This window comes from Amycolatopsis sp. NPDC114478, from assembly GCF_055633805.1.
The window spans coordinates 36308-57141 of record NZ_JBVKDO010000040.1 but is presented as its reverse complement, the minus strand read 5'-3'; the positions used below and the strand labels follow the sequence as shown (position 1 = coordinate 57141).

Below are 20834 nucleotides of genomic sequence, written 5' to 3'. Positions count from 1 at the left end.
GGCCGGCCACCGAGCGTCGCGCTACGATCAATCCTTCGAGCCTGCCCGGGCTCGGTGACAGGCAACGAGACCTGCACCAGACCCGGGGCGCATCAGTTGGCATTTCGATGTCATGCCGACGCACCTCTGCCATCGATCCCGGTGGTTTCCCAGTCCAAGTCGTTCCGGGAGTCATGATGTTACGAGGTTCGAGAGAGTTTCAGGTCATTTGCCTGCAACGATCCGGTGCCCGCGGACGACTATGTCGCAGGAACATCCGAGTCGTCCGTGAAAGGTGACAAAAAATGGAAGTCTTTTGGGTGCTCGTCGTCATCGCCTTGCTGTGCTGGGTGATTTTTGTTCAAGTGGACGCGCGCCGGCACGTGGTGGTCGAGGTGCCGATGTCCGAACAGGCGGCCGCGGAGATCGTCGCGGCGTGTTTCAACGTCACCTGGACCAGGATTTCCGGGAAAGGTGATCTCAACTACCGGCCGAAGCTGAGGGTCGGCGCTCCGGTCGTCTCGATCGCGTTCGACCCGGACGGCACCAGCAAGTGCGGCGTCGAGATCTGGACGTCACAGTTCAGCACGCGCTACGGGATGATGAACCACGCGCAGCTGGCTTGGCGGAAGAAGCGCAAGCTCGCTTCCGAGTTGGTCAAGAACCTCGATGCTGCAGCCAGTTGACCGGTGCGCCATCGCTGCGGGAGCGCGGATGTGGTGTTCCATTGCACCCGCGCCCCGTCGGCGAATCCGGGCGAGTTGCCGCCGCTACCTGGGTGCCCCCGGCAGGATTCGAACCTGCGACACCCGCTTTTGTGGATCATGTCTTCCGTCGATCGTCAAAAGTGATCCACATTTACCCCTACCTGGGCAACCAGTCGGCTACGTTGAGCCGCTACCCGTGGTCAACTGTGGTCGTCTTGCGACCATTGGAGAGGGTAAAGCGTGGGCTTCGGCGCCGTAGGCAACTGGTCCGTAACAATCCGTCGACAGAGCACACCTGGTTGATACAACTGATCATGGCTTTACGACTGGGAGTGGAGTACGTGCGGGTTGCCAGCGGGGACGTCGAACGTGTAACGCATTGCCCACCCCGGGTGATACACCACGCACGCCGAGATGAAGGAGGTTGCGTGACGTCCGGTCGGGTCTCGTTTGCCTTCAGCTGTGGAGGCGTCTGGTTTTGGTATGAGGAAGACGGGAAGAAGATCCCGATCTCGGAAGTGCTAGCGCATGCCGCCCTGATCGAGGCGTCCGAGGGCTCAATCGCCGCCAGCGACTTCCGCGCGCTGATCAAGGTGAAGCTAGATCGCGCCAAGCGCGGAGAGCTAAACGAGCCTGAAGACGGTCGCCCGTACCTAGCGCGTCAACCAGGCACGATGGAGATCAAGTGGCGCATTAGGAGGCGCGAGTGGCGGCTGTACTACAGCGAGCCTCCTCGGCTACACCAGGACCAGGGGATGCTGGGGCTGCTGTTCAACGACAAGGTGTCGAAGGAGCAGCAAGACAGTGACATAGACGACGCTGCGCAGCGCTGGGGGTGGTGGCAACGTGAGGGGTAAAGCTACTATCGGGTTTGACCGATACTGGAGGAACGATGAGTGAGTTCGATGAGCTGCTCGGTATCGACTCCAGCAGCAAGCAGGACGCCTTGGCCGAAGAGCTGGTCAGAGCGGACTTCGCATGGGTTGACCAGTTGGTCAAGCTTCGTAGAAGCCTTGGCTTGAGTCAGGTTGCCGTGGCGGAAGCCATGGGGCGATCACAGAGCGTAGTTTCGGATATTGAAACCATGGGCAGTGACCCTCGGTTGTCGACTTTGCGTCGGTACGCTCTTGCGATCGGCGCGGCAGTGAAGCACAGGGTCTTCCCTGCGACATCCCTTCATCCCCTGGTGAAGACTGAGCAGCCTGACGGCATTACAGTCCGTAGCGCTGATGCCGGCTCTGGCGAGGTTGTGCAGAGGCGGAACTTCTACGTTTCAGTGCATCGTCACGGCGAGGTCATCGGTCAATGAAGGTTGTTGTTGTCACCGCAGACTCTGGCCAAAGTGATCCCAGTACGGGCAAGGCTCACGCCTTGGGTATCGGTTGGACAGCCGTCGACGCACCCACCAGTAGGCCGATGGCTGTGATCGCGATCGTCACGTTCGATTCGCTGGAAGAAGCAGCAGGATCGCACACGGTCCAGTTGAGTTTGGTTGACGAGCACGGTGCGCCGGTAACGTTCCAAGACGGTGAGGGCCCGATCGTCGCTACCGCTGATCTGAACATCGAGAAGCGAGCAGATGTGCCGACGAACGCTCCAGCGACTGCACCGTTCGTTGTGACTGTTGGCCCAGGCGTTCCGCTTGAGCCCAACCGGCGGTACTCCTGGCAAGTCTCGGTTGATGACGTCAGCGATGAGACTTGGTCTGCCACGTTCGCGACACGGGCGCCTCGCGTTGAGTCAGTCCCTTCGTGACAGTGGTGCGTTCGATGTCTCCCTCTCGCAAGTGGGAGGCCTCTTCGCCATCTCGTCGACCTGGCAACGCCCGATCGCGCCGGGTCAAGGGGGCGCTTTCCATCCGGCTGAGCGTGCTGATGAGAACTGCCCCCTTGACGCGGCGTGATAGCCCTCCGGGAGGTCGACGAGATGGCGACAGGCCGCTCACGGACGCAACCACCGCGCACGATCCGGCCATCTCGGAGACCTGCCCGTCCGGCGAGGACATTCTCTTCTTCTTGAGCTGCGGTCCCCCGGTGCAGCCGCCGGCCGGTCGCGTGGGTGCCGGAGGCGGGCCCCGCGCGTGCCGGCCGATAGCGGCGCGGCCCCGGAGGGGCCGCCTTGAACAAGAAAAGAAACTCTGAACACACCGATCCCGTGGGACGGGCTTCGGTCACAGCGACTCGGACGGCTGAGAGCGGATCTGGGTGATGCGGCCCTTGCTGATGCCGAGAGAAGTGGCAATCTCGGTGTAGCTCATCCCGGTGTCGTGGGGCTGCTCGATCGCGTCCTTGCGTAGGCGTGACAGCTCGGCCATCCGGTCCCGGTAGGTCTCGATCAGCGCCGTTGAACGCTTCGCCCGGCGGATCGGGTCGAGGTCTTGGCGAACGCGGTCGAACTCGTCGGCTTCCACGGTCCTCGGGTCCTAACTGGTCGGAATCAGGCGGCTGTCGTAGCCCGCCGCGACCAGTCTGTTGTACGCCGCCTCGACGTCGGCCGGGATGTCCTGGGGGATCGCGTACCCGGCGTCGGCGTAGATCGTCAGCCGTTGGGTGTCGCCGACGAGCATGTCGATCACTCGCTTGGGATCGCCGATGCTCTCGACGTAGTCGACCAGTGGCTGCTGGATCGCGGAACAGAGGAAGTCGACCTCTGGCCATAGCTTCTTCGCGGTCGTGTAGGCCCGGCGCTGCTGGTACGGCCGACTGAGGATCAGGGCAGTGCTGACCTCGGTCCCGTGCTGGCGGAGTAGGTCTCGGGTGAACTCGAAGTTCTCCGCCGTGTTCGTGGCCTTCGGCTCAACGAGAATGGCGGAGTCCGGGACGCCCCTGTCCATCGCGATCTCTCGATAGTGGACGGCCTCGCCGCGAGGAAACCGGTCGACTGTGGTCGGTGCGTTGGCGCCGGTGAAGGCGATCAGTGGGAAGAGGTGCCGGCCGTACAGCTCGGCCACGTAGACAGCGACGCTCGGGTCATGGCTTCCGAGTCCGATAGCGACGTCGACGGGGCGTAGCGGGTCGTCGATGCGGTGGAAGTTCCACAGCGCCTCGACGTCTTCGCGAAGCCTGCCAGGGACGGACGGGCTCGGATCTGGTGGCACGTCGACTCCTCAGGCGGCTGCTTCGGACGCGGGAACGCCCCGTGACTGCGAGTTTGGCCCTGCTCGGCAGCTACGGGGCGTTCGGTCCACGAGGCTAGCAGTTCAGGAGTTCAGGCTTCTGATTGAGAACTTGGGCGCGGGCGGACGTGAACTCGTCGTACTCGGCCTTCGCGGTTGGGGCGAACACGCCAACTTTGCAGCAGTTCTGGAACGCGAGTCGCACGCCGAACTTCTTCTCGACCGCCGCGCGCATCGAGTCGCTGGCCATGAGGCGGAAGAGCTGCCCCCACTCGGCATCGTTCCGGGGTACGTCTTCGTTGATCTCGACGGCCGCACCGTTCGCGTTGACCTTCTCCGCAGTGCCCGCCACGACGGACCATGCGTATGGCAGTGAGTCTTGGATGCAGCGGAGGAAGTCATCCTCGTGCACGTCGCCTTCCTGGGCCTGCCTCAGCAACTCGGCCGGAACGGTGAGAGACACCAGCACTCCTCGTAATCGGTGGTGATTGTCATCTTCAGTTCTGCCACAGGTCGGTGCGGTTTGGTAGGAAGACAACCCGACTAGCTGAGTCGGACGGTTTGGCGGTGACTGCCTGCTACGAATCGGCCTGAAGAGGGGCCACCTTGGTGGTGTACTCCAGCTTGTACTGGTTGGCGGCGAGGAGGATGTCTGCCGTCTCGATGGGGGTGTCGCCGCAGAACGACGTGCGCACGATCGCGACGACCGGTGTGCCCGGGCGAAGCTTGAGCTGTTCGGCCTCGGAGGGGCGCGGCATGCGGGAGTGGAGGCGTTCTCGGACCTCGGTGGGGCGCATCCCGATCGACGTGAACCGGTCGACGATGCCGGCGCCCATGAGGGGACCTTCCTCCGGCTTCTCGATCGGTGTGCCGCGCGTAATCGCGAGCGGTTCGAACGACGTCGTGAGCATCATCGGTTCGTCGTTGGCGTAGGAGACGTACTCGGTACGCATGACGTCATCGCCGATACCGATCTTGAGCCGGTGTGCCGTTTCGAGACCGGCCCTGTCCGGCCGGGTGGTGTGGCTGTAACGGGGCACGCGCTGAGTGGCGATGGCCTCGTCGGCAAAAGGTGCGCCAGGTTCGGACTTGTAGTGCTGGTCTGCTCGTCGAATCAGCGGGTCGTACAGGCGGACGGTTGGCGCGGCTCCGCGTCCACGGTTGATCAGCCCTTCGGACTCTAGGAGATCGAGCGCTTGGCGGATCGTTGTTTCCGACGTACCGAAGGTCTCTGCGAGTTCGTCCCGCGTCGGCAGTCGTGCCCCAGGGGCGAGCGTGCGCGCCAGGATCTGGTCGCGTAGGGCGCCTGCTACGCGCTCGTAAGCGTGCGCTGGCGTTTCATCACTCATGGTAGTCGTCCCTTCACGGAAAAGTTGGCGCACCAACTTGTTGCAACAGCTCGTCGTCTGTGGTTATAGTTGGCGTACCAACTTAGTTGGCGTACCAACTCTAGCAGCTCGGCCAGGAGGTTAGACATGCAGGACATCCCGTTCGTCAGCTCGGGCTACCGGTTCATGGTCACGGAGGCCCCGACGATGAAGATGCGCGAGGTCAAGGGGGAGCTTCAGCCCGCGATCGACCGCGAGGGCAACCAGGCGTTCGTGGTGATGCTGTTCGCGAAGCCGCGTCCGGTGGAGGGGCGTCGGCTGGGCAAGGGCGAGGAGATCAAGGTGACGCTCGCATCGGACCCGGGGGAGGGGTTCGACGAGGGCACGTACGTGGAGCTGATCGACCCGGTGTTGAACACGTGGCAGACGACGGGGGATGACGGCCGGATCACCGGCTCGGGTCTGTGGTTCAAGGCGATGGGTCTCAAGCCCGCCGGGTCGGGTGCTGCGCAGCGCGCCGCCTGATGCCGGCCGAATGACCGGTGGGTGACCGGTTCGCGCGGCTACCTCCCCGGCCGTCGCGTCATCACCACCCTGGAGCCCTTCCCAAATAGGTTGGCTGCCCGTTTTCGAGTCGGGCAAGGGCACTTCTTGTTCTTTGACAAATACACAGTGGGCCGATCCATGCCTAAAACCGCGCTGTTTGTGGTGGCGCGCTTCGATTCCCGGCCGGACACGTCGTCCGGGAGTCCTGGGGTTCTACCACGGAGTTTCGAGCGGAAGGAGTAGGCGAATGGGTGGCGCAATGAACGCGGTTCGGGGTGGGTTGTCGTCGTACGACCCGCACGGCCCGAAGCGGGATTCCTGAGACCAACCACGTCTGTTCGGCAAGTTTCTGGCTGTCACCGACACGGATTGCCACGTGCACTGTGTGCGGTCGCCAGTGGCACATGTGAGGAGGAGTAGCAGTGACGTACGTGTTTTGGGCGGTACTGGTGGGGCTGCTGATGTGGGCGGTCCCGGTGTTCGGGGTGCTCGCGCTGGTCTCGGGGCTGGCGCTGGCGTGGAAGGCCGGACGGTGAGCCGCCCGGTCAAGGTCGGCGTGGTGATCCGGATGCTCGCGGCCCGACTGGAGCGGGAACGAGCCGCCGCGATGACGGAACCGACCGAAGACCTGGCCTGGCAGGCCGGGTTCTGCGAAGGCATCGAGCACGCACGACACGTGATCCGGAACGGGGGCTGACATGTCGGAAATCCTGGCGATCATCACGGCGGCGAACGAGGCGTACCGCGCGTTCGTCGCCTCCGAGCCGGATCGGGAAATCACGGTCGCGGTCGGGAACGCGGTGCGGTTCCTGGCGGCCGACCTCACTTCGGCGGCCGAGCTGGTCGCCACGACACGCGAAGGGTAGAGGCGCATGCAGGAGATTCGCGCAATGACGGACGCGGTCACGGACGCGTTCGAGAAGTTCCGGGCGAGCGACGCTCCGGAGGAAGCGAAGGTGCAGGCCGGCCGCTCGGTGCGCCTGATGGTCGGCGATCTGTCCGCCCTCGCGTGGTCGCTGGCGCACAACCCGGAAAGGTGGAGCTGACGTGCAGATCAAGACCCTGAACCGACGGGCGCAGCAGCGTTACGCCACGTTCGTAAACACCCTGGACATGATCGCCGAAGTCCTCGGCGAGGTCGACAAGCTCATCGACCGCTACGACGACTCCGCGATGGCCGAGTCCTGGACCATCGCCAGCAAAGACGAACTGAAGTCGTTCCGCACCAAGGCGTTCGACGAACTGGACCGCCTGCGGACGCTGGGCAAGAAGCACGAGGCCGAGCTGGTCTCGCGGGACTGGAGGTTCTGACATGGCACACCAGGTCGACCGGGTCGTCGACGACCTCGACACCGCGCTCGTGCAGCTCAAGGAGTCGATGCGCGGAATGCCCTTGAACCGCAACGGCTTCAAGGCCGCACACGACCGCGCGGCCCGTGCGATGGGCACGCTCACTACCGAGCTGACCGACGCCCGGACCGCCATCAAACCCTGAACAACCGCACATGATCCGTTGCGCACACGACCGGCCCCGCCACCTCCCACTACGGGACGCGGGGCCGGTCTTGTGCTGTTCGAGAGGACCACCAAGCCATGAACACCCCCAAGTCGTCCCGCCGGACCGGGACCGAAGTCAAGGCGCTCAAGTGGCTCGTCCGCCACCCCGGCGCCACCGCAGGACCGGGCGCCGTCCTCTGGGCCGGTCTCGAGCTCGGCTGGACCGCCACCGGCGGCATCGCGGGCGGAACCGCCGGCAGTTTGCTGTGCTGGTACCGGGCGCACCCGGACACCTTCGACCACTACGCCGCCCCGCGGCTTCGGGCCTGGCGCCGTCGCTGGTCGGCCTACTTCGGTCCGCGCTTCACCCGGGCGCTGCGGGCGTGCGACATGTACGCCACCGACCGCAAGACCGGCGAGGACCTGTTCCCCCGGATCACCCGGCTGCGCTCCTACTCCCCGTCGGTCGATGTCGTGACCCTCGCCTTGGCTCGCGGGCAGGCTCGCCGGTCGATCGAGGAGAACCTCGAACGGCTGGCGGACACGCTGCGGGTGCAGCGCATCGCGTTCGAGCACCCGAAGCCCGGTTACGTCGCGCTGATCATCGAACGTTCGGAGCCGTTCACCGAGACCATCCCGGCCCCGGAGATGCCCGAGACGTCGGACGCGGTCGACCTGGACGACATCTACATCGGGGACACCGAGTACGGCACGGACTGGCGGCTGAAGATCCGCGATCACCTGTTCATCGCGGGTGCGACCGGCGCGGGCAAGAACTCGATCGTGCTCTCCGAGCTGCGCGGGCTGGCCCCGCTGATCCGGGACGGGCTGGTGCGGCTGTGGATCTGCGATCCCAAGCAACTGGAGTTCCGCAAGTTCGGCGACGCCCAGGTCGCCTACCGCTACGCCGACACCGAGGAGAGCTGCGCGGCGCTGGTGGAGGAGTACATCGCGGACCTGCGATCGGTGCAGCAGTCCTTCGCCGCGACGGGGCGCCGCAAGATCGAGGTCTCGCCGGAAACGCCGCTGAACCTGCTGATCATCGACGAGATCGGCGCGCTGTTGGCCTACGGCGACGGCACCATCGCCCGGACCCTGCGCAAGCAGCTCGCCATCGCCGGGTCCCAGGGCCGCGCCACGGGGCACTTCATGACCGCGCTGGTGCAGGAACCGACTAAGGACACGGTGCCGGTCCGGGAGCTGTTCCCGACCCGGGTGTGCTTGCGGGTCACGGCTCAGTCGCACGTGGACATGGTCCTCGGTGACGGCGCCCGGCTGCGGGGGGCGCTCGCGGATGAAATCCCGAACGTTCCGGACACCGCCGGTATCGGCTACGTGATCCGGCAGCGCACCCGCGTCCCGCAGCGCGTTCGGGCCGCCTACGTGGACGACCGGGAGATCGACGAGCTGATCGCGTTCATCCGCTCCGGCCGGCCGATGCCGGGTCTGTCGGTGGTGGCGTGATGACCACGGTCACCTACCCGGCCTTACTGCGGCAGCCGCACTACCACGTCGTCGTGGGGTCCTACCCCCGCCCGCTCAGCGGCCGGATTCACCGTGACCGGTCCCGTGCGGTGTGGGAGATGCAGGTCGCGGCGGAGCAGTTCGCGGGACGCGGGATCGAGCTGTACGAGGCCCACGTCGCTTCGCTGGACGAGGTGTACCTCGCGCGGTGCGGGGTGTGTGCCGAGCTGCCCGGGGACAAGCCGGACCTGTTCGCGGAGTGGGACGCCCTGCAGGAGACGTTGCGCACCTGGTGCCCGACCTGGGTCACCGAGTACCCGAACGTCTTCTGCCCGCGCCACCAGCCGTCGGGCGGGGAATGACCATGAGCCATCGGGAGAACTGCCACGCGCGGGTGGTGTCCCACTTGGGACGCGCGGCCACGGAGGCAGCCGGGTGGTGCGACTGGGTCCGCGCGGACGTCGAACACCGCCTCGGGCACGTCGGTGACGTCGGACCGATCGATGACTCCGAGTACGCCGCCGCCCTCGACGCTTTCGTGCTGATCGAAGAAGCACTCGACAAGGTGCGCCGTGTCGGCGCGTGATCAAGGGAGAAACATCATGTGGCGTCTCGGTTTCTACGTGTGGCGGGCCTGGCTCTACGCCAAATACGGCGTCCCGGCCGCGCTCGTGCTCTACCTGATCCACCACGCGCAGGGATGGTCCGCGCTGTTCTGGATCGTGACTGCGGTGTTCGGCTGCATCGGGCTCGGCCTGGTCCTCGGGGTCACCGAGTTCCGCAACCGCGAGTTCGGCGACATCGGACGGGAGCGCATCCGATGAGCCGCCGCGATCCCGGGCAGCTCGGCCTGTTTGGCACCCCCACTGCCGCGCCGGCACCGACCCCCGGCCGCGCGTGCCCTCCGGCCCGGGGACGTCGCAAGCCCCTCGGCTCGCCTGGTAACCCGCTGGTGGCCAAGGACGTGCTCGCGGAAGTCCGAGAGGGGAAGTTCGGGCTGCTGGACGACACCGACCGCGTGATGGTCCTCGACGGCGAAGGCCACTGCCGGGCCGCCCAAGAGGACGACGTCGTGATGCACCTGGTGTCGATCGGCTACGTCGAACGCAGCCCGGCCCGCGAGACGGTCTCGTGCCTGCACGGCGTCGTCCGCAAACCCGTCCTGCCGCTACGGCTGACCCGACGCGGCCGGGACATGCTCCAACGCTGGTCCAACCTCGCACCCTTGACCTGAAAGGCGTTGCCATGAGCGGAATTCACTACTTCGGACACATCGACCGCTTGCTGTACGAGTACTACACGGCAGAGCTGGCCATCCCCAGCGGCGAACGAGAGAAGGCGGGCTACCAGAACCCTCGTCTCGCCGAACTGGCCGACACGGTCGTCAGGCTGCTGGAACAGGAAGCCGACCACTACCGCAGCTACGCCGCACGCTGGCGCGGCGAAAACTGATCTGAGAGGAGACTCGCGATGTCCACTGCGGACAGTACGAACCGGACTCGTCGGCTGGTGGACCTCATCCGGACCGTGGTCGCCGTGGTCCTCGGCACGATCGGTGCGGCGGCCGGGTTCACCCACACCCACGACTGGGCTGTGCACCACGGACAGCTCGGCTGGATCGCCTGGGCCGACGCGGTGGTGATCGAGGGCATCGTCATCGTCGCCGGGTTCGAGATCCAGCGCGACCACCGCACCGGAGGTTCCCGCAAGCTCACGTTCCCGGTGGCGGTGCTGGTGGCCGGGTTCGGGGTGCAGATGGCCGCCCAGGTCGCGCTCGCCGAACCCACCCCGGCCGGATGGCTCGTCGCCGCGATGCCGGCACTCGGGTTCCTCGTGGTCGTGAAGCTGCTCATGCGCCGCGCCCCGGCCCCCGAGGACCCGGCACTCGCCACCGAGCCCGGCCCGGTCACCGTGACCGCGTCCCGCACCGACGTCGTAGCGGACCCGGCACCGGAACCGGCCGCCGTGGTCGCTCCGGCCAGGCCCCGGCTCAAGCTCCCCGCTGAGCTGACCAGCCGGATCACCACCGCTGCTGAAACCGCCCGCAGCGAAGGGCGGGAGCTGACCATCGAAGAGATCCGCCGCGTCGTGCGTGTCCCGGAACCGATGGCCGCGCAGATCCTGCGGGACCTCACGACCGCCTGACCACTCCTGACGCACCCGCCTACGGCGCGGGAGCCCGGCCACCAACCCGGGTTCCCGCGCCGTTTCTTATGCCCGCCAACCGAAAGGCTCCGACATGCTGACGTTGGAAGACCGCCTCGCCGCCCGTGTGAAAGCCCTCGACTACCACGACTGGCGCGCCAAGGTCCGCGCCGTCAACGGCTGCGCCCGCCCCATCCGCCTCTCCGGCGCACACCAGCTCCAGGACGCCACCACCGGCGCCGTCCTGCATCACCACGGCGGGGACATCTTCGCCCCGTGCGGCAACCGCCGGTCTGGGGTCTGCCCGGCCTGCTCCGACCGCTACGCCGCCGACGCCTTCCACCTCATCCGCGCCGGACTCATCGGCGGTCACAAGGGCATCCCGGAGTCGGTGAACGACCGGCCGCGCGCGTTCGTCACCCTCACCGCCCCGTCCTTCGGGCCCGTCCACACCGCCCACATCACCCGTAACGGGAAGCGGCGGCCGTGCGGCTGCGGGGAGTACCACCACGACGACGACACCCGCCTCGGTGCCCCGCTGGACCCGGAGACCTACGACTACGTCGGGTCGGTGCTCTGGCAGGCCCACGCCGGGGTCCTGTGGCAGCGGTTCACGATGCGCCTGCGGCGGGAGCTCGCCAAACGGGCCGGGCTCAAGGCCCGCGAGTTCGCCGAACAGGCCCGGCTCTCCTACGGGAAGGTCGCCGAATACCAGCGGCGCGGGCTCGTGCACTTCCACGCCGTGGTCCGCCTCGACGGTCCCGATGGGGCGGTGTCCCCGGCTCCCCGGTGGGCGCACCCGGACTTGCTCGAAGACGCCGTCTACGCGGCTGCTAGGGCTGTGCTCGTGCGCACCTGCTACCCGGACGGCACCGAGCTGCCGCTCACCTGGGGCACGCAGGTCGACGTCCGCCGGATCGAGCCTGCCGCGTCGGCCGAGCTGGAAGACGATGACGGCCACATCTCCGAAGCCCGGCTCGCCGCCTACATCGCGAAGTACGCCACCAAGGGGACCGGCAAGAGCGAAGCCGCCGACCGGCCGATCCGCTCCCAGCTCGACATCGATCACCTGAAGGTGACCCCGCACCACCGCCGGATCATCCAAACGGCCTGGGACCTCGGGGACCTGTTCGCGTACGAGGACCTGAAGCTCCGCCGGTGGGCGCACATGCTCGCCTTCCGGGGCCACTTTCTCACCAAGTCGCTGGCCTACTCCACGACGTTCAAGGCCATCCGAGGTGACCGCCAGGCGTTCCGGCTCGCCGAAACCCTCGAACGCCTGGGCCTCGACGATCGCGCCGACTCGATCGCCGTGGTCAACGACTGGCAGTTCAACGGCGCTGGTTACCGCGACGACGCCGAACGCGAACTCGCTGCAGGCATCGCCGAACGCATCCGAGACGACCGCAAGCTCAAGTACAGCAAGGAAAACGACCATGAATAGCAAGCTGCTCAGCATCGAAGACGTCGCCGACTACCTCGGCATTCCGAAGAACACCCTCTACCAGTGGCGTACCAAAGGCTATGGCCCGGCCGGCCGCCGCATCGGCAAGTACGTCCGGTACCGCTCCGAGGACGTCGACGCGTGGGTTGATCAGCAAGGGGTGGTCTGATGGGCAGGCCATCGCTCCCGCTGGGAACGTGGGGAAAGATCCGCACGTACGAGCTGCCGCACGGCGGATACCGAGCCGTGGCGAATTACAAGGACTATGACGGCGTCACGCGACCGGTCGAACGAGTCGGGTCGACGAAGGCCAAGGCGATCAACAACCTGCTCGAAGCTCTGCGCGACCGCGCGCGAAGGTCGGGTGATGGTGAGATCAAGGCGGAGACCAAGGTTTCTGTTGCAGCGGACATGTGGTTGAAGTCGATTGACGAATCAAGCAAAGCCGCACGCACCAAGCGAGAGTATCGCGACACGTGGAACCGCTACTTGGCGACGCCGATGGGGCACCTTCGAGTCCGGGACATCCGTGTCTCGACAGTGAATCGCCTGATCACCGAGACGCGGGATCGCAACGGCCGTGGTGCGGCATCGCATGTCAAAGTGGTGCTGTCCGGGATCTTCGCGCTGGTCGTCCGACATGACGCGCTCGACAAGAACCCGGTCCGTGAGATCGAGAGTCTGGGTGCCAAGAAACGCAAGAAGGAACGTACGGTCAACGCGAAGACCATCAGTCCCATTCTCGGGGTGTTCCACGCGGCTGAGAGTGCGAAGCGCTGGGATTTGGTCGACATGGTCGACGTGCTTTCCGGGCTCGGGTGCCGTATCGGCGAGTTGCTTGCGCTCGACTGGGACACCTCGGTCAACTTCGACGCCGGGACGATCCGGTTCCACGGGACGGCGATCCGGGTGACCGGGCGAGGCCTGTTCGTGCAGGACCACACCAAGAGCCGTGCCGGCATGCGCACGATCCGGCCGCCTGGCTGGGTGATGGACATCCTCAAACGTCGTCGGCCGGAGGCTGAGACGCCGTGGGTGTTCCCGTCGGCGACCGGCACATTGCGGGATCCGGACAACACCCGGGCGCGGTTCCGGATGGTCGTTGAGAAGACGCCGTACAAGGGCCTGCACCCGCACGACTTCCGGCACTATGTCGCCGGAGTACTCGATGATGCCGGGCTGACCGCTCGCGAGATCGCCGATTACCTCGGACACGAGCGAATCAGCACGACTCAAGAGGACTACATGGAGCGGGGCGTTGTGGGCGAGGACGTCGGCCCGGCGCTGGCTGAACGTCCGAAGATCGAGCTGCCCAAAGATGAGGGTTAAGCAAGGGTTGGCCTAGCGCGAAGCCCCTGGTCAACTACCCGACCAGGGGTTTTGTGCCCCCGGCAGGATTCGAACCTGCGACACCCGCTTTAGGAGAGTGGGTGACGATGCCGTCTAAGGCCTCTACCTGCAACTATATCCGCAGGGTTGCCTCCCGTGACCCCAGAAGTCACACGGTTGAACACGGTTTCGGGTCACGAAATGGGTCACGTGAGGCTGCCTAGATTGTGACTGGCGACACAATTTGAGGGTGGCGTGTCGACGGAGGTCGATGACCGGGATTCTCCCAGCTGCGCCTCGGCGAAGGTCGAGATCCTTCATGCGATCGGGCTGGGGAAGCCACGGGCGTACTGAGTGCGAGCCAGGCTCGCCGTGAGCACCCCCGGCCAAGTAGTCTACGGGCGACCACCCACAGTGATAGCCCCGTAGCGGATGACATCTCGATAGCGACGCCCGGGCGGGAGGTCTGCGACTTTGACCGGCTCGCCGCCACTCGCCGCCACGGTCCAAATCGACCAATGCTCGCCGTCGTCTGATGCCGCGAAGGCTCCATGCTTCCCGTCGTAAGATGGACGGATAGTGCCGTACGTGTACTTTGTGGCTGGCAGCAACTCTGCCGATAGGTGATCGACAGGTGCGGGCTGCGGGGGCGCCTGGTCGATTGCGACTGAACCGTTCGACCTGAACAAGTTGGCTTTACCGGGAGAGCTAGACGGTTCCGAATCAACCAGGGTTGGGAAGGACCCGTCTGCCGGAATCGCCAAGTATGCCTGCTCGCAGCACCCGCCCACATCCTTCAGTGGATACGAGATACTGCGACCGGTACCCGCGACTACGACCTTGTCGTAGGCCATGCCAAGGCGATCATCTTGGTGTGTTATTACTCTATACCACCAAATGTTTTCGCTTCCGCTGTCGAACTGCACGCTTGGAACTCCTTCATTTTCCGGCGCAGAGAAGTGTCCATTCGAACTCGGAAATTCCTCCAGATCAACAACTTTTCCGAGTCGCATGTCAAAGTAGGCCGCAATATATTCAGACCTGACTGAACCGTCGGAGCCTGCAACCTTTTGGAGGCTGGCATCGTAGCTATAGCTGCCACATTGTTGGTCCTTTGTCAGGCCTCCGGCGCTATTGAAGCCGGTTGGCTGGAAGATGTTGCCGTCGATACCTTGCGGCGGTGGCTCCATGACGGCCGCGACTTGGCCAGTTGTGCCATCGACCACGGTGATCGCCAGGTCGTCTGAGCAAACAGCGATGCCAGCGATAGTCTTAGCTGGACCACTCGCTGGAGACTGTGCGGTTGAGCTCGCGCTCGCAGATCCGCTTTCTGGTGTGTTAGCGAGGGAATTGGCGCCGCAAGAGCACACTGCCACTGCAAGTATCAGCAGCATCGTCGGGGCGTACGCCCGACGCCTGACACCTTCTCGTCTCGACATGTTTGTAGGAGTCGGCCCTTCCGGGGCGTGTGTTACACTGCCTCGCCGCGACTCGACCACCACTCGCAGAGCTGCCCCGCTCATACCTGACTACCATGTCACTCAGCCACCGACGCGAATGATTGCCAGGGAAGTGCCGCCCCCGGGTACTCGATCTCCGACGACGTCATGACCGGGTCCGGCAGGACTGCCGGGTTGGCGCCGTTTCGGTGGATGCGCGGCGCTCAGGCGCGGCGTCGCGATCCGGGCGCGGAACGAGTTGGCCGTGCCCCGCCGAGAAGCGGGACCGTCGACCTGTACGCGGGCGCGTGGCCCATCGTGGCCGCGACGAGCATGTGATCATGGCCCAAATGCCGGCAAGCCGCCACGATGTGCACGTAGTCGCCCTCGGTGGTGACGTTCGGTAAGGCAAAGGCTTCACGGAAGGCGACCGTGCCTGCCCGCAGGCACGCCTCGACCCCCTGGAACGGCGCACTCAAACGCCGCGATCGCACCGCCTCGAGGTCGCCTGGGGTCGCCCGCCCGAACCCAAGCTTGTTGCCGAGGCCGACTGCCGCTCGTTCACCAGCGCCGGCCGCGTCCACAACACCGCTTGGCGCAGCTTACGCGAGGATCGCACCCGCCGGGTCGTAGCCATGCGCCGCGCCGGCACCGCCGCCTGCCCGAGGCAGAAGGTGACTGTGTAGGTCGGAAAGGACACCTGACTCTCTGTTCTCGACAAACAGCTCTACTCCGACGGATGCCCCGAGGGGGAGATGATCACTTTCCGGGCTGTAGTTGACTGCCATCAACCATCGAATCTGTCCTCGCGTGTGCTCTCGTAGGCGAGGTCTTCGTCGACCTCAAGGTAGTCCCAAGGATTCTCGACGTCTCGGTCTCGCGGTTGATCAAGGCCGGCAAGCTCGAGTTCGTCTTCATAGAGTTCCAGGCCACAGACGGCGCAGCGGAAGTAGTCCGGGTAGAACACCAGTCGCGGAGCACCGTCGCCGGTCGCGTTCTCGGCGGCGACATCCCGGATGACCTTGTTGGTCCCGTCCAGCTGCGCCTTACTCGCGCAGACAGGACAGTCGACCTGAATGCCGTAGGCATCGAGGTCGAAGTCCGATGCGACGATGGCCGCGATCAGTCCTTCTCGTTCGCGAGTCGCGAGTTCATCAAACCGCTGCTGGAACCTGCGCCGCGCTCGCGTGGTCTTCGCCTCGTAGGTCAACCGCAGTTCGTTGATTTGCTCTTCGGCGAGTTGTTCCACGAGGCCGATGTAGTGGTCCCAGTAATCCCGCGGGTCGATCGCGAGCTCAGTGAGGACGGGCGTGGCGACCCTGATACAGATGCCGATGACGTCGCGCGCGGCTGAGGAGTCGTGTGAGCCGACGTGGGCAACGCCGTTCCGGGCCGCGTATACCGGCTCGAACTTCGCCTCAGTGACCGCGACCTTCGGCATGAGCAACATCCGAGTTCGATCGAACGCTGCTTTCAACCCGATGGACTTAGCGCGCCTCTCGTGGACGCTTGAGCGGTCACCGTATCCGACCGCGTGTAGCAGAGACGGGAGGTGCGCTGCGTCGAGGACCAGGGCCGGGTGCAACGACCAAAGGTAAGCCTTGAGAAGGTGCTCCAGGCCGACGCCAGCATGATGAACGGCGAAGTCGAGGGCCTCGCCGCGGCCGAACGCGTCCAGCGCGGCGTGCATCCAACGCTGCGAGGATTCCCGAAGTGTCTGCTGGTCCATGACCTGAACAGTAGCCAAGTTCACCGGCCACAGGTCCGCGCCCCGCCCCGTCGTCTAAGCCGCACGGGCATTCAGCTTTGAAGTTCTTGAAAATGGCGAGCGGGCGGGTCACGTCCACAAGGAACCCACGCCGAGGGCTTGCCCGCCGAGCTGCGGGGAATGGCGGGCGCACGAGCTCATAGCAGGACCTCGGACGACATGCTTCGCGTCAGTTCGAAGGGAATCGCTAATCGGCGACGACGGGGGTGTTGCTCGTCCGCGACTCCGTGCGGGCCGTTGACGGCTGAGAAGCCGGCCGGTACATCACCGAGGCCGATGGCTATGTAGGAGGCGCAGGTCTCGGCTAGGCCTGACTTAGTTGCGCCGGGGCCAGGTTGACGAGTTGATGTTTGTGGCGGATGCTGAAGTTAATGGTGTCGATGTTGGGCGGTCACCTGGACCGTCGTCACCAGCCTCCCCTGGCTACGAAGCACCGGAGGTTTGTGATGTCCGAATCCACTGCGAGCGCGCCGCGTTTCCTGACTGTTGGCCAGGCGGCAACGCTGCTCGGCATTTCTGCCATGACCATCTACCGTGCCGTAGATGAAGGGGCTTTCCCGGCGATTCGAACGCGGGGGCGTATCTCGATCCCCGCAAAGGCAATCGACGCGATGGAAGAAGTCGCAGTCTCGGAAATGAGGGCGGTCGACTCCAGTGAGTTCACGCTGCCGATGATGAGCGGCGCCGATGCTGGCGGCAAGTAAAGGCTCTTCTTTGGGGTCCTGATGGCCGACGTTGGTGCCCGTGGCCCTCAGGTTGCGGTTGAGCGCGAATTGGATCCTGTCGCGCTGATGCTGTGATCGCAGCCTGAGGGTGTCAGCCTGGCCGTGGGTGGGGGTGTACAGAGTGGGGGAAGTTAATTCCGTGATGTGGTCGGTAGTAGCGCCTTCGGTCAAGATGAATGCGTCGCAGTCTGCCTCTCCTCCGGCGTAGTGGTGCACGCGTTCGAGAATGCCCAGCCTGAGCGCGGCATCTCGGGCCCGGCGCACGGTCTTGGGATCGAGACCGGCGCGCTCGGCCCAGTGACGAATAGAAATTGAGCCTTGTGCGTCGAGCACTGCGTGCGCGAATGCGTCGAGAGCCGCGCGCAAGCTAGCGACCCGTACGCCGGCGATCGTGCCGGTTCGCACCGCCGTGCTGGCTCCGCGCGCCAGCTGCCTATCGACGGCCGCTTGAAGCACGGCACGGACGTGTCGTAGTTGACGCGGTGAGGGTTCGCCTGGGTTGTCGCCGGTTTGAGATGGTCCAAGGCGTCGTCGTCGCGGTCTGCTTTCGGCCGCTTCGCGAAGTGCGGGTAACCAGCGGGTGCGGCGCCAGGTGTCTCGTCCGACGTAGGCGGCCTGCGTCGGGGATGCCTGCTGGAAAAGGTCCCATGCCTGCTGCTCAGCGAGGCCGCTTTCGGCGGCGGTGATCGTGGTGGCGGGCGCCCAGAACCAGCGTCGCCAGGCTTGCCGCCCGATCTCGCGGGCCTTGGTGCCGGCGAGGTTGGCGAATGCCCAGGCGTGCGCCGTGGCGTGGCCGGCGCGAGCGAGCGCGAGAGCGTGGCCGTACTCGCGCTCAGACCTGCTGACGCCCGAGGCGCCGCGTCGACGCGCTGGTCGCGTAGCCCGCGGGGCCCTATACCTGACGAGATCCGGCACGTCGCTGGTCGTCAACGTGCAGTTCAGGATCGGGCTGGGCAGCGCGTGTCGGTGGGGAGAGGAGGTGAGCCGGAGAGTTGAGCGGACGGTGGAGGAGACGTTCTGCCGGGTGGCGACGGCGCGGACGACGCGGTCGAGCTCTTCGCGGAGGCACGGCGGCGCCTTGATGACGAGGTGGGTGTGGCCCGGGCGACCGGAGGCGCGCCGGAGCAAGGGCAGGCCGTAGCGGTCGGCCCAGAGGAGCAACTGCTCGGTGACAACGTCGCCCGCGTCGGCACTGGCGCCGGTGTCTGCGGGGTCGATGTCGATAGCAAGGAGGGGCTCGCGGAGCGTGCCGACGATCGCTCGGGCCGCGCCGTCGGCGTTGAGGATGCCGGCGGCGTCGTCGAGGCGGTGGGTGATCGTGTGCGCCTGATTGTCGGCGTCGATGACGATGAACGGCGCGCAGAAGAGCGCCTGGTCGAGGCGCGACGGTAGGTAGGTGTCGGGCATGGGAGTCCTCGGGAGCTCGGCGCTGCAGGGGGCCAGGCGCTGGTCAGCGCTGGGCGTCGGCCGGGGTGCGCCAGGGCCAGCGCAGGGGCGGGGCGAGGACACGCAGGCCGGATGGCACCGTGTCGATGCGGAGGATCGCGGCGGTCCAAGTCATGCCGATACCGATTCCGAGCAGAGCGACGTGGTCGCCGGGGACAACCGCGCCGCGCGCGAGTAGGTGGGCGAGGCCGACGATTTGGTCGTTGGGGCCGATGTGTCCCCATTGGTTGCCGGCGTGGCAGAGGGTGCGCTCGGCGGTGATGCCGAGGGGTTGCAGGCAGTGGGTGTCGAGCAGATGCCGTCCGTAGTGCGGCAACAGCACCCAGCGCAGCTGGTCGAGCTGCAGGCCGGCGTCGCGGAGCGTTTCCTCCATGACGGCGTGGACACCGTCGTGGTTGCGGCGGGTGATCGAGGCGGTGCCGACGGCGTCGGTGTATTGGCGTTTGCGTTCGCGGATGCGCTCGATGCCGGGCTCGGTGGTGCCGGCGGGGAGGAAGCGGTGGTTGCCGCGATGGAGTTGTTCGAGGGTGGGGTCGGTGTAGGAGCTGGTGGCGAGGATGTGGGCGAGGCCGGGGTGGCGGCCGAGGATGAGGGCGGAGCCGCCGTCGCCGTAGGCGATGCCGTGGTCGGCGGTGAGGTGGTCGAAGGCGGGTGGGCCGAAGGTTTCGCCGCCGGAGAGCAGGACGGTATCCAGGTCGGGACTGCCGGCCAGGACGCGAGCGGAGATGTCGATGCCGCCGACGAGACTATTGCTCATGGCGTTGAGCTCGGAGGCGATGCCGCGTCCGGCGGGCAGGCCTAGGCGGCTGCGGACGTAAGCGGCGCGGGACCAGAAGTCGATGCCGCGGCTGCCGCGCCAGATCGCGGCATGGAAGTGCAGGTCGGGCACGGGGAGCGGGCCGGTGGTGGTCATGGCCATGCTGGCGAGAGCGTTGCGCGCGGCACGCACGGCCAGATCCATCCCGGTGCTGTCTGAGGCGATCGACACCGCGCGCTGGCTGGTCGATGCGTACAGCGTGGGGTGGGTCTTGAGGTTCTCGACGGCGACGATGTCGCCGAGTGCGGCGCCGACGCCGCGCAGGTGGAGGTTCTTCCAGTGCATGGTCAGCACCGCCCAACGTGGCTCGGGCGTACTGGAATGTCGGAGCTATCGCCGACGACGGCCCCTACCGATGTGTAGTAGGCCCGCAGCTGACGGATCGTGATGCCGGCGCAGGCGGCGATCTCATCGAGTGTGAGTGGTCCGCCTGGCGGCGGGTGATCGAGTAGGTCGCGGGCGGTGTCGGTGATCCAGGTGCGCATGATGTCTTCCTGATCGAGCCGGTCTGGGTGACACGCCAGGTGACGGGGAGGCGCCGAACGGGTCCGGTCGGCGGAGTGGCGTGGTGCTGGACGAAGGTGCGAGAGGAAGTCAGGTGCGGCGCGCGCGGCCGCTGCGCCGGGTGAGGAGCGCTTTGTGGTGGGCGCGGCGCAGGTCGGGGATCTGGTCGCGGACGGCGCGGTCGAGTTCGGGCATACGGTGGATGTCAGTGTCGAAGCCGGGGTCGGTGCGGAAGACCTGGGCGAGGACGGAGGCGTTGTTGCTGAGGTTGACCACCGCGTACGGCAGCGTGGCGGGGATGTAGATCATGTCCCCGGCACGGGGGTGAAAGGCCTGCATGGCGTTGCCGGAGAGGACGGCCACGTGGCCGCTGATGATCGCGATCGCAGTCTCGGTGGTGTCGTGGCGCTGAGGGGCGAGGGTGGTGGCGCCGGGCAGGTGCATCCGACCGCCCGACAGCGCGCGGGTGGGAACGATCCCGGCGCGCAGGATCGGGGTGAGCGTCTCGCCTTCGTCCGCCAGCTGGCCGGCAGCGGACGGTATCGGCGTAGTCGTGGTCTCCATCTCGACAGTCCTTTCGG

The 20834-nt window shown here is 65.9% G+C and carries 30 protein-coding genes; 22 read left to right on the top strand and 8 right to left on the bottom strand.

Annotated features, from left to right (window positions below):
* Positions 1–284: 284 nt before the first annotated feature.
* The 4 genes from ACZ7OH_RS50060 to ACZ7OH_RS50045 all read left to right on the top strand — a co-directional run bounded on the left by ACZ7OH_RS50060 (position 285) and on the right by ACZ7OH_RS50045 (position 2441).
* On the top strand, positions 285–665 hold the full coding sequence (locus tag ACZ7OH_RS50060; RefSeq protein ID WP_470287414.1) for a hypothetical protein: 381 nt from the start codon (positions 285–287) through the stop codon (positions 663–665).
* A 449-nt stretch (positions 666–1114) separates the two neighbouring features.
* Positions 1115–1543, top strand: coding sequence for a hypothetical protein (locus ACZ7OH_RS50055; RefSeq protein WP_470287413.1), 429 nt, complete (start codon positions 1115–1117; stop codon positions 1541–1543).
* Positions 1544–1578: 35 nt separating this feature from the next.
* Entirely contained in the window at positions 1579–1995 is a 417-nt protein-coding gene (locus ACZ7OH_RS50050; RefSeq protein WP_470287412.1) for a helix-turn-helix domain-containing protein, read from the top strand.
* Positions 1992–2441, top strand: a complete 450-nt coding sequence (locus ACZ7OH_RS50045; protein WP_470287411.1) for a DUF6941 family protein — start codon at positions 1992–1994, stop codon at positions 2439–2441. The genes ACZ7OH_RS50050 and ACZ7OH_RS50045 overlap by 4 nt, the downstream gene beginning before the upstream one ends.
* A gap of 415 nt (positions 2442–2856) precedes the next feature.
* On the opposite strand, the gene ACZ7OH_RS50040 is transcribed toward ACZ7OH_RS50045, so the two are convergent.
* From ACZ7OH_RS50040 to ACZ7OH_RS50025, 4 genes are all read right to left on the bottom strand, one after another.
* Positions 2857–3096 carry a sigma factor-like helix-turn-helix DNA-binding protein gene (locus ACZ7OH_RS50040; RefSeq protein ID WP_470287410.1) on the bottom strand — a complete coding sequence of 80 codons (240 nt, stop codon included), beginning with the start codon at positions 3094–3096 and terminating at the stop codon, positions 2857–2859.
* A 12-nt stretch (positions 3097–3108) separates the two neighbouring features.
* A complete protein-coding gene (locus tag ACZ7OH_RS50035; RefSeq protein ID WP_470287409.1) occupies positions 3109–3783 on the bottom strand; it encodes a YdcF family protein in 675 nt (224 codons plus the stop codon).
* 94 nt (positions 3784–3877) lie between these two features.
* Entirely contained in the window at positions 3878–4264 is a 387-nt protein-coding gene (locus ACZ7OH_RS50030; protein ID WP_470287408.1) for an SCO5389 family protein, read from the bottom strand.
* Positions 4265–4379: 115 nt separating this feature from the next.
* Entirely contained in the window at positions 4380–5150 is a 771-nt protein-coding gene (locus ACZ7OH_RS50025) for a GntR family transcriptional regulator (protein ID WP_470287407.1), read from the bottom strand.
* A 126-nt stretch (positions 5151–5276) separates the two neighbouring features.
* Here ACZ7OH_RS50025 and ACZ7OH_RS50020 point away from each other — a divergent pair, with 126 nt between their 5' ends.
* The 16 genes from ACZ7OH_RS50020 (at position 5277) to ACZ7OH_RS49945 (ending at position 13554) form a co-directional block, all read left to right on the top strand.
* Positions 5277–5654, top strand: coding sequence for a hypothetical protein (locus ACZ7OH_RS50020; protein ID WP_470287406.1), 378 nt, complete (start codon positions 5277–5279; stop codon positions 5652–5654).
* A gap of 553 nt (positions 5655–6207) precedes the next feature.
* A complete protein-coding gene (locus ACZ7OH_RS50015; RefSeq protein ID WP_470287405.1) occupies positions 6208–6372 on the top strand; it encodes a hypothetical protein in 165 nt (54 codons plus the stop codon).
* A gap of 1 nt (position 6373) precedes the next feature.
* Positions 6374–6541: a hypothetical protein gene (locus ACZ7OH_RS50010; RefSeq protein WP_470287404.1), complete on the top strand. Its 168-nt coding sequence runs from the start codon at positions 6374–6376 to the stop codon at positions 6539–6541.
* A gap of 24 nt (positions 6542–6565) precedes the next feature.
* Positions 6566–6721, top strand: a complete 156-nt coding sequence (locus ACZ7OH_RS50005) for a hypothetical protein (protein ID WP_470287403.1) — start codon at positions 6566–6568, stop codon at positions 6719–6721.
* Between the two features lies 1 nt (position 6722).
* Positions 6723–6986: a hypothetical protein gene (locus ACZ7OH_RS50000; protein ID WP_470287402.1), complete on the top strand. Its 264-nt coding sequence runs from the start codon at positions 6723–6725 to the stop codon at positions 6984–6986.
* Between the two features lies 1 nt (position 6987).
* Positions 6988–7170 carry a hypothetical protein gene (locus ACZ7OH_RS49995; RefSeq protein ID WP_470287401.1) on the top strand — a complete coding sequence of 61 codons (183 nt, stop codon included), beginning with the start codon at positions 6988–6990 and terminating at the stop codon, positions 7168–7170.
* A gap of 98 nt (positions 7171–7268) precedes the next feature.
* On the top strand, positions 7269–8636 hold the full coding sequence (locus tag ACZ7OH_RS49990; RefSeq protein WP_470287400.1) for an FtsK/SpoIIIE domain-containing protein: 1368 nt from the start codon (positions 7269–7271) through the stop codon (positions 8634–8636).
* Complete coding sequence (locus tag ACZ7OH_RS49985; RefSeq protein ID WP_470287399.1) at positions 8636–8998, top strand: hypothetical protein; 363 nt, start codon at positions 8636–8638, stop codon at positions 8996–8998. Before ACZ7OH_RS49990 ends, ACZ7OH_RS49985 begins: the two co-directional genes overlap by 1 nt.
* A 2-nt stretch (positions 8999–9000) precedes the next feature.
* Positions 9001–9222 carry a hypothetical protein gene (locus ACZ7OH_RS49980; RefSeq protein WP_470287398.1) on the top strand — a complete coding sequence of 74 codons (222 nt, stop codon included), beginning with the start codon at positions 9001–9003 and terminating at the stop codon, positions 9220–9222.
* A 16-nt stretch (positions 9223–9238) separates the two neighbouring features.
* A complete protein-coding gene (locus ACZ7OH_RS49975; RefSeq protein ID WP_470287397.1) occupies positions 9239–9460 on the top strand; it encodes a hypothetical protein in 222 nt (73 codons plus the stop codon).
* Between the two features lie 128 nt (positions 9461–9588).
* A complete protein-coding gene (locus ACZ7OH_RS49970; protein WP_470287396.1) occupies positions 9589–9870 on the top strand; it encodes a hypothetical protein in 282 nt (93 codons plus the stop codon).
* Positions 9871–9881: 11 nt separating this feature from the next.
* The gene (locus ACZ7OH_RS49965) at positions 9882–10088 is read left to right on the top strand and encodes a hypothetical protein (protein WP_470287395.1); all 207 of its coding nucleotides are present in this window, start codon (positions 9882–9884) and stop codon (positions 10086–10088) included.
* A gap of 18 nt (positions 10089–10106) precedes the next feature.
* Entirely contained in the window at positions 10107–10781 is a 675-nt protein-coding gene (locus ACZ7OH_RS49960; protein ID WP_470287394.1) for a DUF2637 domain-containing protein, read from the top strand.
* Between the two features lie 94 nt (positions 10782–10875).
* Positions 10876–12225, top strand: a complete 1350-nt coding sequence (locus tag ACZ7OH_RS49955) for a replication initiator (RefSeq protein ID WP_470287393.1) — start codon at positions 10876–10878, stop codon at positions 12223–12225.
* On the top strand, positions 12218–12394 hold the full coding sequence (locus ACZ7OH_RS49950) for a helix-turn-helix transcriptional regulator (protein ID WP_470287392.1): 177 nt from the start codon (positions 12218–12220) through the stop codon (positions 12392–12394). Before ACZ7OH_RS49955 ends, ACZ7OH_RS49950 begins: the two co-directional genes overlap by 8 nt.
* A gap of 77 nt (positions 12395–12471) precedes the next feature.
* The gene (locus ACZ7OH_RS49945) at positions 12472–13554 is read left to right on the top strand and encodes a site-specific integrase (protein ID WP_470287391.1); all 1083 of its coding nucleotides are present in this window, start codon (positions 12472–12474) and stop codon (positions 13552–13554) included.
* Between the two features lie 2226 nt (positions 13555–15780).
* Here ACZ7OH_RS49945 and ACZ7OH_RS49940 read toward each other — a convergent pair.
* A complete protein-coding gene (locus ACZ7OH_RS49940) occupies positions 15781–16722 on the bottom strand; it encodes a hypothetical protein (RefSeq protein ID WP_470287390.1) in 942 nt (313 codons plus the stop codon).
* A 398-nt stretch (positions 16723–17120) separates the two neighbouring features.
* Here ACZ7OH_RS49940 and ACZ7OH_RS49935 point away from each other — a divergent pair, with 398 nt between their 5' ends.
* The gene (locus ACZ7OH_RS49935) at positions 17121–17465 is read left to right on the top strand and encodes a helix-turn-helix domain-containing protein (protein WP_470287389.1); all 345 of its coding nucleotides are present in this window, start codon (positions 17121–17123) and stop codon (positions 17463–17465) included.
* Between the two features lie 1116 nt (positions 17466–18581).
* Positions 18582–18878 carry a hypothetical protein gene (locus tag ACZ7OH_RS49930; protein WP_470287388.1) on the top strand — a complete coding sequence of 99 codons (297 nt, stop codon included), beginning with the start codon at positions 18582–18584 and terminating at the stop codon, positions 18876–18878.
* Between the two features lie 58 nt (positions 18879–18936).
* Here ACZ7OH_RS49930 and ACZ7OH_RS49925 read toward each other — a convergent pair whose 3' ends face one another.
* The 3 genes from ACZ7OH_RS49925 to ACZ7OH_RS49915 form a co-directional block, all read right to left on the bottom strand.
* Positions 18937–20034: a 3-oxoacyl-[acyl-carrier-protein] synthase III C-terminal domain-containing protein gene (locus tag ACZ7OH_RS49925; protein WP_470287387.1), complete on the bottom strand. Its 1098-nt coding sequence runs from the start codon at positions 20032–20034 to the stop codon at positions 18937–18939.
* Between the two features lie 2 nt (positions 20035–20036).
* Positions 20037–20234 (bottom strand): hypothetical protein, encoded by a 198-nt coding sequence (locus ACZ7OH_RS49920; protein WP_470287386.1) that lies wholly within the window; start codon positions 20232–20234, stop codon positions 20037–20039.
* A 109-nt stretch (positions 20235–20343) separates the two neighbouring features.
* Entirely contained in the window at positions 20344–20817 is a 474-nt protein-coding gene (locus ACZ7OH_RS49915; protein WP_470287385.1) for a cupin domain-containing protein, read from the bottom strand.
* Positions 20818–20834: the final 17 nt, after the last annotated feature.